This window comes from Mycobacterium sp. RTGN6 (assembly GCF_033804605.1).
Lineage (GTDB): Bacteria > Actinomycetota > Actinomycetes > Mycobacteriales > Mycobacteriaceae > Mycobacterium.
In genome coordinates, this window is sequence record NZ_JAPZKZ010000009.1 from 215,921 (window position 1) to 230,230 (window position 14,310).

Below are 14,310 nucleotides of genomic sequence, written 5' to 3' on the forward strand. Positions count from 1 at the left end.
CGATGCGGCGCCGATGAGAATAGGATTCTCCCAAGAGGATAAGGAGTGTTTCATGGGTCAACTTTCGCATCGGGTCGACATCCCGTTCCCGCTGTTCGACGCGGACAACCATCTGTACGAGCCGCCGGAGGCGCTGACCAAGTTCCTCCCCAAGGAGTACAAGGACGTCGTCCAGTACGTCGAGATCAACGGCCGGACCAAGATCGCCCTCAAGGGCCAGATCAGCAATTACATTCCGAACCCCACCTTCTCGGTCGTCGCCAAGCCCGGCGCCTGGGAGGAGTACTTCAAATTCGGAAACCCCGACGGCAAGAGCAAGAAGGAGCTGTTCGGCGAGCCGATGCGGGCGATCCCGGCATTCTTCGAGCCTGGTCCGCGCCTCGAGAAGATGGACGAACTGGGTCTCGACCGCACGCTGATGTTCCCGACGCTGGCGAGCCTGATCGAGGAGCGGCTGGCCGATGACCCGCTCGCCATCCACGTCATCGTCCACTCGCTCAACCAGTGGCTCGACGAGGTGTGGGGCTTCAACTACCAGAACCGCATCTTCACCACGCCGGTGATCACGCTGCCGATCGTCGAGAAGGCGATTGAGGAGCTGGAATGGTGTGTCAAGCGCGGAGCGCGCGCCATCCTGATCCGCCCGGCTCCCGTGCCAGGATTCCGCGGGCCGCGATCGTTCGCGCTGCCCGAGTTCGACCCCTTCTGGGAGCGGTGCGTCGAGTACGACGTGTTCGTCGGAATGCACTCCAGCGACAGCGGCTACTCCCGCTATACCTCCGAGTGGGACGGTGCCGCCCAGGAGATGCTGCCGTTCCAGACCAATGCGATGTCGATCCTCAACGAATGGCGTCCGATCCAGGATGCAGTGGGATCATGGGTCATCCACGGCGCGCTGTTCCGCCATCCGAAGCTGAAGGTCGGCATCGTCGAGGCGGGCTCCAAGTGGATGTTCCCGCTGCTGGACTCGATGGCCGAGGTCTGGAAGAAGGCGCCGGAAGCGTTCGCAGGCAACCCGATCGAGGAGATCAAGAACCGCATCCACGTCAGCCCGTTCTACGAAGAGGGCATCGACGATCTGATCAACCTGATCGGCGTCGACCGGGTGCTGTACGGCTCTGACTGGCCGCATCCGGAGGGTCTTGGCGAGCCGACCCACTACATCACCGCGCTCGAGCACCTCTCCATGGCGGATCAGGCGAAGATCATGGGCGGGAACCTGTCTCGGCTCGTCACGGTGTGACGAAGAGCCAACCTTGGGAGACCATCCCACAGATGGTCTTGAGCGCGGCGGATCGGTTCGGCGACGCCGAGGCGGTCGTCGACGGTGCGCTGCGCCTGTCCTTCGTCGAGCTTGCGCACCGCATCCGTTGCGCGGCAGGAGCGTTCGCAGAGTTCGGGGTCGGCCGGGGTGACCGAGTCGCGGTCTGGGCGCCGAATTCCGCCGAGTGGATCATCGCCGCGTTCGGCATCATGACCGCGGGCGGCGTGCTGGTCCCGGTCAACACCAGGTTCAAGGCCGAGGAGGCCGCAGACGTGGTGGCGCGCAGCGGCGCCAAGGCGGTGATGGTCCAGAAGGGCTTCCTGGGAGCGGATTTCGGTGTTGCTCAGGTCGGGCTCGACGTCCCGACCATCGATCTGACGTCGGACTTCCTCGGCAGTGGCGCGCCGTTCGAGCGCGAGGTGGACGGCGCCGACGTCTCCGACGTCATCTATACGTCGGGCACCACCGGGCGGCCGAAGGGCGCCATGATGAACCACCGTCAGACGCTGCAGGCGTACGAGGAGTGGGCGACGCTGGCGGATCTGCGCGAGGGCGACCGCTACCTGATGATCAACCCGTACTTCCACACGTTCGGCCTCAAGGCCGGCCTCGTCGCGTCGTTCCTGCGCGGTGCCACGATGCTGCCGGTCGCCGTCTTCGACATCGACGAAGTAGTGGATCTGATTGAGCGGGAACGGATCACGATGCTGCCTGGCCCGCCGACGGTGTATCACTCGCTGTTGGCGGTGACGGACAAGGACAGGCTGGCGACCCTGCGGGCCGGCGTCACCGGGGCAGCGGACATCCCCGTCGAGCTCATCCGCCGGGTGCACGACGAACTGCCGTTCCAGACGGTGATGACGGGATACGGCCTTACCGAGGCGGGCAACGTGACGCTGTCGCGTCCGGGCGACTCCTTCTCCGACGTGGCCACCACCGCGGGACTGCCGTGCGACGACGTCGAGGTCAGCGTCGCCGACGACGGCGAGGTGCTGGTGCGCGGCTACAACGTCATGCAGGGCTACCTCGACGATCCGGCCGCAACCGCCGAGGCGATCGACGCCGAGGGCTGGCTGCACACCGGCGACCTTGGCGAGTTCACGGCGACCGGCAGGCTACGCATCGTCGGGCGCAAGAAGGACATGTTCATCGTCGGCGGATTCAACGCCTACCCCGCCGAGATCGAGGGCTTTCTGCTGGAGCACCCCGCGGTGGCCCAGGTCGCGGTGATCGGCGTGCCCGATGACCGCATGGGCCAGGTGGGCAAGGCGTTCGTGGTGGCGCGGGCCGATGTCGGCGCGCCGCCGTCCGCCGACGACGTCATCGCGTGGAGTCGTGAGCGAATGGCCGGTTACAAGGTGCCCAGGTATGTAGAGTTCCTCGACGAGTTGCCCACGAACGCCACGGGCAAGGTCGTCAAGGACCGGCTGCGCTGAGCGTACGTACAGCGCGGAAATAGCATTTCCGCAGGAAGCAGGGCTTTCTGCGCTGGTCGGACGATGGGGTATCGTCGGGGCGATACCTAAAATTGAAAACGTCATTCTCATTGTGTTCCACGTTCACGGATAGGACAGGAGGGCGCGTGCCGCCTCGCAAGCGCACCTCGTCGGTGCTCAACGGCGAACCCGACGACCTGTCCAAGGAGGTCGATCGAGTGACCAGCGCCGACGATGCCCTCGCCGCGGCCGAAGAGGCCGAGGCCGAGGCTGCGGAGGCCGAGGCGGTCGTCGCGGCGGCACGCGCGCGGGCGCGAGCCATCCGGCTGCGTCGAGAGGCGGCCACCGCAGCATCGGCGGCCACCACCGCAGAGCCGGAGTCGTCGGCGATCGAGCTCGACGAGCCGTCCGTGGCCGACGAAACCAAGGCCGTGGATGCCGACGAAGACGAGGACGACGACGTCGACGAAGCGGCCGAGAAGCCCGCACGGAGTCGTCGCCGGCCGAGTAGGCAACTCCTGCTGAAGGTTGGCGCGGCGGCGTTGGTCATCGTGGCGTCGCTCGGGCTGCTCGGGCTCGGCGGGTCGATGTACTGGCATCACCGCAACGTCGAGGCGCAGCAGCGGCAGTCCGCGGAGTTCGCTGCGGCCGCGCGCCAGAGCGTGGTGACGTTGATGTCCCTGGACTTCAACAAGGCCGAGGAAGACGTGAAGCGCATCCTCGACAACACGACCGGTGACTTCAAGAAGGACTTCGAGAACTCGGCCCAGGAATTCGTCCAGGTGGCCCAAGCGTCGAAGGTGGTCACCGAGGCCACCGTCAACGCCGTGGCCGTTCAGTCGATGACCAAGGACACCGCCACCGTCCTGGTGGCCGTCGTCACCCGGGTGTCCAACGCTGCCAGCAAGACCCAGGAGCCGCGCTCGTGGCGACTCAGCGTGGACGTCACCCGAGACGGTGACCAGCTCAAATTGGCGAAAGTCGAGTTCGTACCGTGAGCGCAGACAAGGAAGCCGACGTGACCGACGTCGAGGACACCTCCGACGAGGCGGCCGACGAGACCGGCGCCACCGACGACGCCGACTCAGCCGCCGAAACCCCGCAACCGAGGGGACTGCTGCGACGCGTTCTGGTGCCACTGGTGCTGGCGATCGTGCTGCTCGCCTCAGCAGGGGCGACGACGTGGGTCTACCTGGCGCAGTACCGTTCCGACCTGGCGACCGGCGACGCGATGAAGACACACGTGATCCAGTCCGCGTCGGACGGAACCGTCGCTCTGCTGTCGTATGCCCCGGAGACCCTTGACAAGGACTTCGCCAACGCAAAGACGCACCTGACCGGCGACTTCCTGAACTACTACACGCAGTTCACCGCCGAGATCGTGACGCCCGCCGCCAAGCAGAAGGCCGTCAAGACGTCTGCAGCGGTCGTGCGCTCGGCGATGGCGCAGCTTGCGCCGACGTCGGCCGAGGTGCTGCTGTTCATCAACCAGACGACGACGAGCAAGGAAAACCCCGACGGTTCCTTCACCGCGAGCAGCGTGAAGGTGGGGCTCACCAAGGTCGGCAACGACTGGCTCATTTCGGCCTTCGACCCGGTCTAGCGCCAGACGCGCCACGCGTCGGCGCCGAGGCCGCAGAATCGAGCCCATGCCAAGAACAGCCAAGCGCGCCGACCTGGTGCTGTCCGGCGGCGGCGTCAAGGGTGTCGGACTGGTCGGTGCCGTCGTGGCACTGCTGGATGCCGGGTACGCCCCGCAACGGGTGTCGGGTACGTCGGCGGGCTCGATCGTCGGGGCAGTCGTTGCGGCCGCGGCGCAGGCGGGCCAGCTGTCGGGGGCGCAGGTCAAAGACCTTGCGCTGCAACTGGACTACCGAAAGTTCACCGACCCAGGCACGCTCGAACGCATCCCGGTGCTCGGCCCGTCGCTGGCCCTGGTGCGCGGCAACGGAATCTACCGGGGCGACTACGCGCGGGACTGGGTGCGCGATCAGTTGGCCGGCCTCGGCGTCACCACGTTCGGTGACCTCGCCGTCGACGACCCAGACCTTCCGCCCGAGCAGCGCTACCGGCTGGTGGTGACGGTCGCCGACGTCACGACGGGCCAACTCGTCCGACTGCCATGGGATTACCGCCGCGTCTACGGCCTGGATCCCGACGAGCAGTCGGTCGCGGACGCGGTGCGCGCTTCGATGTCGATTCCGTTCTTCTTTCGCCCGGTGAGTCTGACGAGTGCGGCCGGACTGACGTCGACGCTGATGGACGGCGGGCTGCTCTCCAACTTCCCGATCGACTCGCTGGACCGCCACGACGGAAAGCGGCCGCGCTGGCCGAGCTTTGGCGTGACGGTGATGCCGAATCTGCCGCAGGGCAACGACAAGGTGATCCCGGTGCTGGACCTGCTCCGTCCCTTTGGCCCTTCGCACGTGCTGGAAGACGTCATCACCACGGTCCTGGTCGGCCGCGATCAGGCCTACCTCAACCAGCCGTGGGTCAGTGCGCGCACCATCCGCGTCGACTCCACCGACGTCGGGTTCCTCGACTTCGACATCTCCGATGCCGACGTCGAAGCGCTCTACGCGAAGGGCTACTCCGCGGGGCGGGAGTTCCTCGCTACCTGGGACTGGGCCGACTACTTGCGGCGCTTCCGCTGACCGGCGTCGGATACCCTGGCTCGCCGATGGAACCTGGGGCGATCGTGCCGCTGCCGATGGCGGCGGAACCCGCGGCGGCCTGCGTGCCGATCGCGGGGGAGCCGCCGGTCGCGCGCGCCGTGCGGGCGCTGCTCGACGGGCTGGTTGCAGCCCGTGTGGTGGTGGTGGTCGCCGAGCCGTTCGTCCCGCAGGTCCGCGACGTGCTGGCCGAGCACACCTCGCCGGAGGTCGTGGTGTGTGCGCTTCCGGTCACCGGTAGCCGCGCCGACGCCATCGCGACCGGGCTCGAACAGCTTGCCCCCGAAGCGCTTTCGTCGACCCCGATCCTGGTGCACGACGTCCGCTATCCGCTGGTGCCCGGCGAGGTGGCCGGCCGCGTCATCGCCGGGTTGGCAGCGGGGCACGGCATCGTCGTCCCGGTGGTTCCCATGACCGACAGCGTCAAGGCCGTCGACGGACGCGGTGTGGTGGTGGCGACGGTGGATCGGGCGACGCTACTGACCGTCCAGTACCCCCGCGGCTTCGCGTCCTCGACGCTGAGTGAACTCGTTGCCGGCGGCGCCGCCGACGAGCTCGATGGTGCGATAGCGGCGGGGCTGCCGATCGCGACGGTCGACGGTCACGCCGATGCGGTGCGGTTCAGCCTGCCCGACGATGCCGCGCTGCTCGAGGCGATCATCGCGAGTCGTCGCTGAGTCGATCGTGCAGCAACCGGGCGGCGACGAGTACGTCGGGTGCGTACGTCACCTTGAGGTTCGTCGTCGGTCCTGCGAACACGTGCACGTCGAGCTCGGCGAACCGTTCGACGCACGACGACGTGTCGGTGCCCTCGAAGCCCTCGCCATCGGCCCGGCGGTAGGCGTCGAGCAGCGCCTTGGCTCGAAACGCCTGCGGGGTCTGGACCCGCACCAGCGGGCCCGCGGCGGTGATTCCGTCCGTCGCGATGCGCACCGGATCGTGCGCGGGCGCCACCGGAATGGCGCCGCCGAATTCGCGCGCCACCGATAGCGCGACGCCCATCATGTCGGGTCCGGCAAGCGGGCGCGCGGCGTCGTGAATCAGCACGATGTCGATCGAGCCGGAGTCGACGTCATCCGCCAGATATCGCAGCACGTTCCACTCCGAACCGTGCCTGGTGTCGCCACCCTCGACGAATTCAACCGCGGCAGAGGGGAGTTCGGTGGCGATGGTACGCGTGACGAGCTCGCGTTCGCCGCGCCGGAACACCAGCACGGTGCGGTCGATACCCGGTGTGAGCGTCACCGCGTCGACCGACCACGACACCATGCTGCGACCCGCCAACTGCAGGTAGGCCTTGTTGCCGTCGGCGCCGACCCGGGTACCCATGCCCGCCGCGAGCACGACGCCGACCGTCGTCGGCTTCGAGGTCGCGCGCATGCCGTCCAAACTAGCGTGCGCTGACGGCCGATCCTGGCCGGTCAGTCCTCGGCGTGCTTGTGCTGGTCCCACTGCTCCAGTCGGATCTGCAGTTCGTAGACGGCGAGTGCGACGAGCGCCGCCACCGCAGCCGTCAGGCCGGCCACCAGCAGGGCGCTCATGCCCGTGCCTTGCGCTGTTGGTACGTCATGACTCGATCGTCGAACCCGCGCTCGCTGGGCACACGCGTAGTGGACTACTCGTCTTCGGGGGTCCGTCGCCGGCGTCGGGTCGAGTAGAACGCGACGGCGCGGCGAAGCGAGTCCTGTACGGGTTCGGGTTGCCAGCCCAGTTCGCGCTCGGCCTTGCCGTGGTCCAACGCAGGCATGGTGTGCATCAGCCGCACGCTCGTCCGCGACAAGACGCTGTCCCGCCGAAGCACAGCGCTAATCGCGTCACCCGCGGACGCCGCGAGGTACATCACCCACAGCGGCACGGGAAGGCGCGGCGGTTTCACCGCGGCGGCCTCGGCGGCGAGCTCGTACAGCTCGCGGGCCGACATGACCCGCTCGGAGACGATGTACCGCTCACCGTCGCGGCCCTTCTCGGCCGCGAGGAGCATCGCCGTCGCGGCGTCCTCGATGCCGACCACCTCGCCGACCCAGCCCTTGACGTAGAACGGCAACCTGCCCGCGGCTGCCAACGCGATCAGCTTGCCGTGCGGCGTCGGCTGCCAGTCGCCAGGACCGTAGGTGTTCGAAATGCACATCGCGACGGCGGGAAGCCCCCGCTCGCGGGCGTAGGAGAGGACGAGCTGCTCCGCGGCCACCCGCGACTGAATGTAGCTGCCGCTCTTGTCTGCCCAGTTGAACGCGTCGTCCTCGGTGGCGGCACGATCGTCGGCAGGTATCCCGATGGTGGCGATGCTGCTGGTGAACACGAACCGGCGAAGGTCCGCCTCGACGGCCGCATCCAGCACATGCCGCAGCCCCTCGACGTTGGTGCGGAACAGCGGCGCCGGATCGCGTAGCCACGCCCGAGCGTCCACGACGCAATGGAAGACGTCGTCGACGTCCGTCATGGCGGAGCGCAGTGCCGCATCGTCGAAGACGTCGCCGTAGTGCCGTTCGACGTCGAGGTCGTCGATGGCCGCGGTGGAACTCGTCCGGCGCAGCAGCACGCGGACGTCGTCGCCCCGCTCGACCAGTTGCCGCGTCACGTGCGAACCCAAAAAGCCGCTCGCACCGATCACCAACTTCTTCGGACCCGCCATGGCGTGAATGTAGCGGGTGGACTCCCGACCCGGTACGGTCACCGCCGTCGAGAAAGGTCTCCGCGTCCGTGAATCAGCCCGAGAATCACCCAGCGCCCGCAGTGTCTGTGGCTTCGAGTGCCCACCGCCTGCGCCGCATGGCCGGCCGCGATCCCCACGAGCAACACCGCGTGGCGACACCGCTGGAACTGCTGTTCGACCTGACGTTCGTGATCGCCTTCGGCATTGCGGCATCGGAGTTCGCGCACATGCTCGCCGAGGGGCACGTCGCCGCCGGATTGACGGCCTTCCCGTTCGCGACCTTCGCGGTCTGTTGGGCGTGGATCAACTTCACGTGGTTCGCGTCGGCGTACGACACCGACGACTGGATCTACCGCCTGATGACGATGGTCCAGATGGTCGGCGTGCTGATCCTCGCGTTGGGGTTGCCGCAGTTCTTCGCCTCCATCGAGCACGGCGAGCACGTGGACAACAGCGTGCTGGTGGCCGGGTACGTGGTGATGCGAATCGCGTTGGTGGGGCAGTGGTTACGTGCCGCCAAGCAGGATCCCGCGCATCGGTCGGCCTGCCTGGCCTACGCGACGGTCATCTCCGTCGTTCAGGTCGGCTGGATCGGCACGATCTTCCTGCACGCGTCGCTCCTCGTCTCGCTGACGATCTGGGGGCTGCTAGCTCTGGCCGAGCTGGCCGGCCCGTGGCTGGCCGAGCGGCGCAGGAGTGGCACGCCGTGGCACCCCCACCACATCGCCGAACGCTTCGGACTGCTCGCGATCATCGCGCTCGGCGAGGGCGTCGTCGGCACCGTCGCCTCGTTGTCGGCGGTGGTGGGCGAACACGGCTGGACCACCGATGCGATCGTGCTCGCGGTGGCCGGGACCGGCCTCACCTTCGGCATGTGGTGGGTGTACTTCGTGGTGCCCGCCGCCGACGTGCTGCACGTCCACCCCGAGCGGTCGTTCGTGTTCGGCTACTCGCACATCGCGGTGTTCGGTGCGATCGTGGCCACCGGCGCTGGGCTGCACACCGCTGCGTATTTCGTCGAGCACCATTCCGAGCTCGGCGAGGTGGGCACGCTGCTGTCGGTGGTGATCCCCGTCGCAGTGTTCATCGTCCTGGTCTATGCGTTGTACGCGTATCTCTTGCGCACCTGGGATTGGTTTCACCTGCTGCTGATGGTGCTCACGGGCGCGGTCCTGCTGGCGGCCGCGCTGATGGCGCTCGCGGGCGTATCGCTCGCGGTCTGCCTGCTGGTCACCACGCTGGCGCCCATGGTCAGCGTGGTGGGATTCGAAGTGCTCGGGCACCGGCACGCCGATGCAGCGATCGCCGCCAGCCTGGCCGACGGCTAGGAACGGGAGTCGAAACCCTCCAGCAGAGCGCGTTCCTCCTCGGCCCGCATCAGCCTGCGGGCCTTGTGACGGGTGATCAGGATGCCGATCACGGCGAGCACCCACACCGCGTATTGCACGGTCCACGCGAGCCGGAAGGACTCGAACGAGTACCCGCCCATCGCGCCGAGGATCAGGCCCATGGCTTGCATCACCAGCAGTGAGGCGATGAACCCGCCCATGTTGACCATGCCCTGCGCGGTGCCCAATGTGGCACTCGGGTTGAACGTGCGGGCGAAGTCGAAACCCACCATCGAGCCGGGCCCGCCGACCGAGATCACCACGATCAGTACGACCAGCAGCCACAGTGGTGCCCGTTCGGGCAGCGCCAGCACCACCGTCCAAGCCAATGCGTTGCTCGCGATGATCGCCAACACGATGCGCGACCGCCGCTTCGGGTAGCGGCCGGTGGCGATGCCGATCACGATCCCCGACGAGATGGCGGCGACGACCGACGCGGTCAGCAGCGCACCCGTGACTGTCGTCGACAGCCCTTGCGCGACCGTCAGATACGGCACGCCCCACATCAGGGCGAAGACGGTGACGGAGAACTGCGTGCCCATGTGGGTGAAGAAGCCCAACCGGGTGCCGGGCCGTAGCCACACCGTCTTGACGCTGCGCAGCATGGTCCGCACCGACATCGTCTCGCGTTCGACGACCCGACCCCGCGGGGTGTCCTTGACCATCGCGAACGCGAGCACCATCGCCAGTGCTCCGAACGCGGCGACCGACACGTACGCGGTGGCCCATGTCGTCCCGGTGAGCAGCGCGAGGAACGGGACGGCCGACAACACCTGGCCGAGCTGCCCGCAGATGCCGGTGAGCTGGGTGAGAAGCGGCACGCGTCGTGGGGCAAACCAGTGCGGCACCAGACGCAGCACCGAGATGAACGTGACGGCGTCGCCGAGCCCGACCACCGCGCGCGCCCCGATGGCCAACGGCAGCGACGTGGTGAGTGCCAGCGCCAACTGGCCGGTCGCCATCAACGCGGCACCGGACACGATCAGGACCCGCGAACCGAACCGGTCGAGCAGGATCCCGGCCGGTACCTGCGCGGCGGCGTACACGATCACCTGCAGAACCACGAACGTCGACAGCACGCTGGGGCTGGCCGCGAAGCGGTCGGCGGCGTTCAGGCCGGACACGCCCAGCGTGGTGCGGTCGAGCACGGCGACGATGTAGGCCAAGAGTCCGGTCGCCCAGACGATCCACGCACGCACTTGACTCATGCTTGCTTATTGACGGGTCTGAGCGCCAATTCTTACGCCGGCATTCGATTCTCGCAAACAACGGACGCGGGCTACAGTGTGTCCATGCTCCGTTGCGGAGGGCCGGTCGTCAGTGGTCTGACCGTGGCCTTGGGGCGCTGTCGCGTTGGCTGAATATCGGCTGGAGGCGCTCGCAGACCGCTCCGGGGTCAGTGTCCGCAACATTCGGGCGTACCGCGAACGCGGACTGCTCGATGCGCCGCGTCGAGAGGGAAGGTCGGCCGTCTACGGCGACCGCCACCTGTCGCAGCTCCGCACGATCAGCGAGTTGTTGCGGAGGGGCTTCACCACCGCGCACATCGCCGAGTTCTTCGCCGCCGCGCGCCAAGGACACGACCTCGCGGACATCCTCGGACTGCAGCAGGCGATCTTCGGCCGCCGAGAGCCCGCCGAACCGGTCGCCCTCGACGTCGAGCAGGACTGCGACGAGGCCCGCCGACTCATCGCTGACGGACTGGCCGAGGTCGTCGACGGCAGGCTGTGGCTCATCGACCCCCGGATAGCGCAACTCGTCGGCCAGGCCGCCGATCAGACGGCGTACGTCCGCATGATCCTTGGCATCGCCGACGGTACCGCCGAGGCGCTTGACGCGGTTGCGACCGCCGTCGTCGACGTGTGGGAGCGCAGCGTGGTCGAACGATTCGGTCCGAACTACGTACCTCGTCCGGAGGACATTGCCGAGCTTCAGCGCATGGTCGCCGACTGCCGCGTGCTGGCAAGTCGCGTGGTCGCAGACAAGCTCGCCGACGGGCTTGCGCGGCGGCTGGCGACGGCGGTGGCCGACTACACCCGCTAGATGCGGGTGGTCGCGGGGTCGCCGCCGAAGCGCTGGGCCAGCCACACCGGAATGATCGCCACGACGGTGAGCGCAGCCGCCACGACGTTGATCACCGGAGCCTGGTTGGGGCGGAACAGGTTTCCGAAGATCCAGATCGGCAGCGTCTGCACGGCGGGACCGGCGGTGAAGGTGGTGACCACGATCTCGTCGAAGCTCAACGCGAACGCCAGGATCGCCCCAGCCACCAACGCGCCCCGCATCATCGGGAAGGTCACGTACCGGAAGGTCTGCCACGACGTTGCACCGAGGTCGGCGGAGGCGTCCTCGAGGTTGGTGCCCAGCCGGCGCAACCGGGCCTGGGTGTTGTTGAACACGATCACGACGCAGAACGTGGCGTGGCCGACGATGACGGTGGCCAGCCCGAGGGTGATCCCGAGCGCCGACGTGAACGTGGCGTTGAGCGCGATGCCGGTGACGATGCCAGGCAGCGTGATCGGCAGCACGACGAGGAAGCTCACGGTGTTGCGCCCGAAGAACTCGTAGCGCTGCACCGCAAATGCCGCCATGGTGCCGAGTACGAGCGCGAGCGCGGTAGCGCCGAGTCCCACCACCACCGAGTTGCCCAGCGACGTCCACATGCCGGTGCTGTTCCAGGCGTCGGACCACCAGTGCAGCGTGAAGCCGCTCGGTGGAAAGGCGAACGTCCGCGAGGTGTTGAAGGCGTTGATCACGACGAGAAGTAGTGGCGCATAGAGGAACACCAGCACCATCACGGTCCACGCCTTGAACGTGCGACGCGCGCCAGCGGACAGCATCAGACGTTCTCCAACGCGCCGGTGCGGCGCATGGCGAGCAGGTACAGGACTATCGCGGTGAGCGGGATCAGCGACAGCGCGGCGGCCAGCGGCTGGTTGTTGGCGGTGACGAGCTGGCCGTAGATGACGTTGCCAAGCAGCTGCGTGGTGCCGCCGACGATCTGTACGGCGATGTAGTCGCCGAGCGACAGCGAGAACGTGAAGATCGACCCCGCCACGATGCCGGGAAACACCAACGGCGCCATGACCATCCGCAACGTCGATGCGTCGGACGCCCCGAGGTCGGAGCTGGCGTCGATGAGTGAGTCGGGGACGCGTTCGAACGCCGCGAACACCGGGATGATCATGTAGGGCAGCCACAGGTAGGTCAGGGTGATCACCGTCGCCGTAAGGCCGTAACCCGGCGTGTACCCGGTGCCCCAGGCCAGCGGCCCCTCAGGGGACAGCAGCATCCGCCACGCGTACGCCTTGACCAGATAGCTCGCCCACAACGGCGTCGTCACCGCCACCACCAGCACCAGGCGCATCCGCGGTGACGCGACCTTGGCCATGTAGAGCCCCAAGGGAACGGCGAGCACTATGCAGCACACCGTGACCAACAGCGCGACGCCCACGGTGCGCAGGGTGACCGCCCGGAACACCTCGTCGGTGAGCACGCGGACGATGTTGTCGCCGGTGAACGTCCGCACGACGGCCCCGGTGAACGCATTCCTGGTCCAGAACGCCGAAACCAGCAGTACGGCAAGCGAACCCAGGTAGGCTACCGCTAGCCAGGCCATGGGCGGCACCAGCAGGAATGCCAGCGCCGCCCTGCGCCTGACCGTCAGTGAGGTCGACGCGGCCAGCGTCAACCCTTGATCTGCTGCCATTTGTCGACCCACTCGTCGTAGGCCGTGCAGTTGTCCCCGCTACCGTCGACACACTGCTTCTGCGGCGTGGTCCAGTAGTGGATCTGCGCGGCGAACTTCTCGTCGGTCGCGTGGTAGATCTCGCAGAAGTCCTTCTCCGTCGTGTGGTCACACGCCTTGCTCTGCGCCGGTGCCTCGCCGAAGTATTCGGCGACTTGGGCGTTGACCTCCGGTGAGGTGATCCAGTCCATCCACTTGTACATGCAGTTGGGGTGGGCGGCCTTCGACGAGACCATCCACGTGTCCGACCAACCCGTTGCGCCCTCCTTCGGGAGCACGGTGTTGACCTGAACCTTGTTGTCGGTGCCGATGAGATTGGCTATCACCTGCCACGTCGTGCCGATCACCGAGGTGCCCGACTCGAAGGCCTGAACGGCCTTGGTGTAGTCCGACCAGTACTCGCCGACGTTCTCCTTCTGCGCCTTGAGCAGTTCGACTGCGGCGTCGAGTTGTTCCGACGTCAGCGAGTACGGATCCTTGATGCCCAACTCCGGCTTCGTCTTCGAGAGGTACAGGGCCGCGTCGGCGATGTAGATCGGGGAGTCGTAGGCCGTCACCTTGCCCTTGTACTTGCCCGCGTCGGTGAACACCGCACTCCATGAGTCGGGAGCGTCGGTGACGTCGGCGATGTTGTACATCAACAGGTTTGCGCCCCACCCGTGCGGGATGCCGTACATCTGGCCGTCGACGGAGTTCCACGGCCGGTCCTTGAGGAAGGGCGTGATGGTCGAATAGTTGGGTACCAGAGAGGTGTTCACCGGGGCCACGTCGCCCGCGTAGATCAGTCGCAACGACGCATCGCCAGACGCCGACACTCCGTCGTACTGGCCCGTCCGCATGAGCTGAACCATTTCGTCGGACGTGTTTCCGACCTTCACGTTGACCTTGCAGCCGGACTCCTTCTCGAACGGCGTGACCCAGTCGACCGCCGGATCGTTGGAGCCGTTCTCGGCGTAGCCCGCCCACGCGATGAGGTTGAGCTCGCCCTCGCCGTTGCCGAGCGCGCCGAGCGGCTCCAGCTTCGGCGGCGCCTCGCCGCCCCCGCCGTTCTGTGAACTCGAACAGGCGACGACGAGTGCCGCACAGGCGGCCAGGGTGAATCCCAGCCGCAGCACAGTTGACTTCATGGGGTGCTCCAATCTCGTGAGG

Annotated in this window: 14 protein-coding genes; 8 read left to right on the plus strand and 6 right to left on the minus strand. The window is 67.2% G+C overall.

Features of this window, described 5'->3' with window-relative positions:
- The first annotated feature begins 52 nt into the window (after window positions 1-52).
- The 6 genes from SLQ33_RS22665 to SLQ33_RS22690 all read left to right on the plus strand — a co-directional run bounded on the left by SLQ33_RS22665 (window position 53) and on the right by SLQ33_RS22690 (window position 6,049).
- Complete coding sequence (locus tag SLQ33_RS22665; protein ID WP_319456120.1) at window positions 53-1,243, plus strand: amidohydrolase family protein; 1,191 nt, start codon at window positions 53-55, stop codon at window positions 1,241-1,243.
- Window positions 1,240-2,700, plus strand: a complete 1,461-nt coding sequence (locus SLQ33_RS22670) for a FadD3 family acyl-CoA ligase (protein ID WP_319456121.1) — start codon at window positions 1,240-1,242, stop codon at window positions 2,698-2,700. The genes SLQ33_RS22665 and SLQ33_RS22670 overlap by 4 nt, the downstream gene beginning before the upstream one ends.
- A 146-nt stretch (window positions 2,701-2,846) precedes the next feature.
- On the plus strand, window positions 2,847-3,698 hold the full coding sequence (locus tag SLQ33_RS22675; protein WP_319456122.1) for a hypothetical protein: 852 nt from the start codon (window positions 2,847-2,849) through the stop codon (window positions 3,696-3,698).
- The gene (locus SLQ33_RS22680) at window positions 3,695-4,303 is read left to right on the plus strand and encodes a hypothetical protein (protein WP_319456123.1); all 609 of its coding nucleotides are present in this window, start codon (window positions 3,695-3,697) and stop codon (window positions 4,301-4,303) included. The genes SLQ33_RS22675 and SLQ33_RS22680 overlap by 4 nt, the downstream gene beginning before the upstream one ends.
- Window positions 4,304-4,349: 46 nt before the next feature.
- Window positions 4,350-5,354 (plus strand): patatin-like phospholipase family protein, encoded by a 1,005-nt coding sequence (locus SLQ33_RS22685; protein WP_319456124.1) that lies wholly within the window; start codon window positions 4,350-4,352, stop codon window positions 5,352-5,354.
- A gap of 26 nt (window positions 5,355-5,380) precedes the next feature.
- Entirely contained in the window at window positions 5,381-6,049 is a 669-nt protein-coding gene (locus SLQ33_RS22690; RefSeq protein ID WP_319456125.1) for an IspD/TarI family cytidylyltransferase, read from the plus strand.
- Here SLQ33_RS22690 and SLQ33_RS22695 read toward each other — a convergent pair.
- Both SLQ33_RS22695 and SLQ33_RS22700 read right to left on the minus strand, forming a co-directional pair.
- Window positions 6,030-6,752: an IspD/TarI family cytidylyltransferase gene (locus tag SLQ33_RS22695; protein WP_319456126.1), complete on the minus strand. Its 723-nt coding sequence runs from the start codon at window positions 6,750-6,752 to the stop codon at window positions 6,030-6,032. The genes SLQ33_RS22690 and SLQ33_RS22695 overlap by 20 nt on opposite strands.
- Before the next feature lie 235 nt (window positions 6,753-6,987).
- Complete coding sequence (locus tag SLQ33_RS22700) at window positions 6,988-8,004, minus strand: NAD-dependent epimerase/dehydratase family protein (protein ID WP_319456127.1); 1,017 nt, start codon at window positions 8,002-8,004, stop codon at window positions 6,988-6,990.
- 137 nt (window positions 8,005-8,141) lie between these two features.
- Here SLQ33_RS22700 and SLQ33_RS22705 point away from each other — a divergent pair, with 137 nt between their 5' ends.
- Window positions 8,142-9,353 (plus strand): low temperature requirement protein A, encoded by a 1,212-nt coding sequence (locus tag SLQ33_RS22705; RefSeq protein WP_319456128.1) that lies wholly within the window; start codon window positions 8,142-8,144, stop codon window positions 9,351-9,353.
- Here the strand turns inward: SLQ33_RS22705 and SLQ33_RS22710 are convergent.
- Window positions 9,350-10,612: an MFS transporter gene (locus tag SLQ33_RS22710; protein ID WP_319456254.1), complete on the minus strand. Its 1,263-nt coding sequence runs from the start codon at window positions 10,610-10,612 to the stop codon at window positions 9,350-9,352. The genes SLQ33_RS22705 and SLQ33_RS22710 overlap by 4 nt on opposite strands.
- A 154-nt stretch (window positions 10,613-10,766) precedes the next feature.
- Here SLQ33_RS22710 and SLQ33_RS22715 point away from each other — a divergent pair, with 154 nt between their 5' ends.
- Window positions 10,767-11,456, plus strand: coding sequence for a MerR family transcriptional regulator (locus SLQ33_RS22715; RefSeq protein WP_319456129.1), 690 nt, complete (start codon window positions 10,767-10,769; stop codon window positions 11,454-11,456).
- On the opposite strand, the gene SLQ33_RS22720 is transcribed toward SLQ33_RS22715, so the two are convergent.
- Genes SLQ33_RS22720 through SLQ33_RS22730 form a run of 3 tightly spaced genes read right to left on the minus strand, consistent with a single transcriptional unit; the run spans window position 11,453 to window position 14,288 of the window.
- Window positions 11,453-12,253 (minus strand): ABC transporter permease, encoded by an 801-nt coding sequence (locus tag SLQ33_RS22720; protein WP_319456130.1) that lies wholly within the window; start codon window positions 12,251-12,253, stop codon window positions 11,453-11,455. The two genes, SLQ33_RS22715 and SLQ33_RS22720, sit on opposite strands and share 4 nt — an antisense overlap.
- A complete protein-coding gene (locus tag SLQ33_RS22725) occupies window positions 12,253-13,122 on the minus strand; it encodes an ABC transporter permease (RefSeq protein ID WP_319456131.1) in 870 nt (289 codons plus the stop codon). Before SLQ33_RS22725 ends, SLQ33_RS22720 begins: the two co-directional genes overlap by 1 nt.
- Window positions 13,101-14,288 (minus strand): ABC transporter substrate-binding protein, encoded by a 1,188-nt coding sequence (locus SLQ33_RS22730; RefSeq protein WP_319456132.1) that lies wholly within the window; start codon window positions 14,286-14,288, stop codon window positions 13,101-13,103. Before SLQ33_RS22730 ends, SLQ33_RS22725 begins: the two co-directional genes overlap by 22 nt.
- Window positions 14,289-14,310 lie beyond the last annotated feature (22 nt).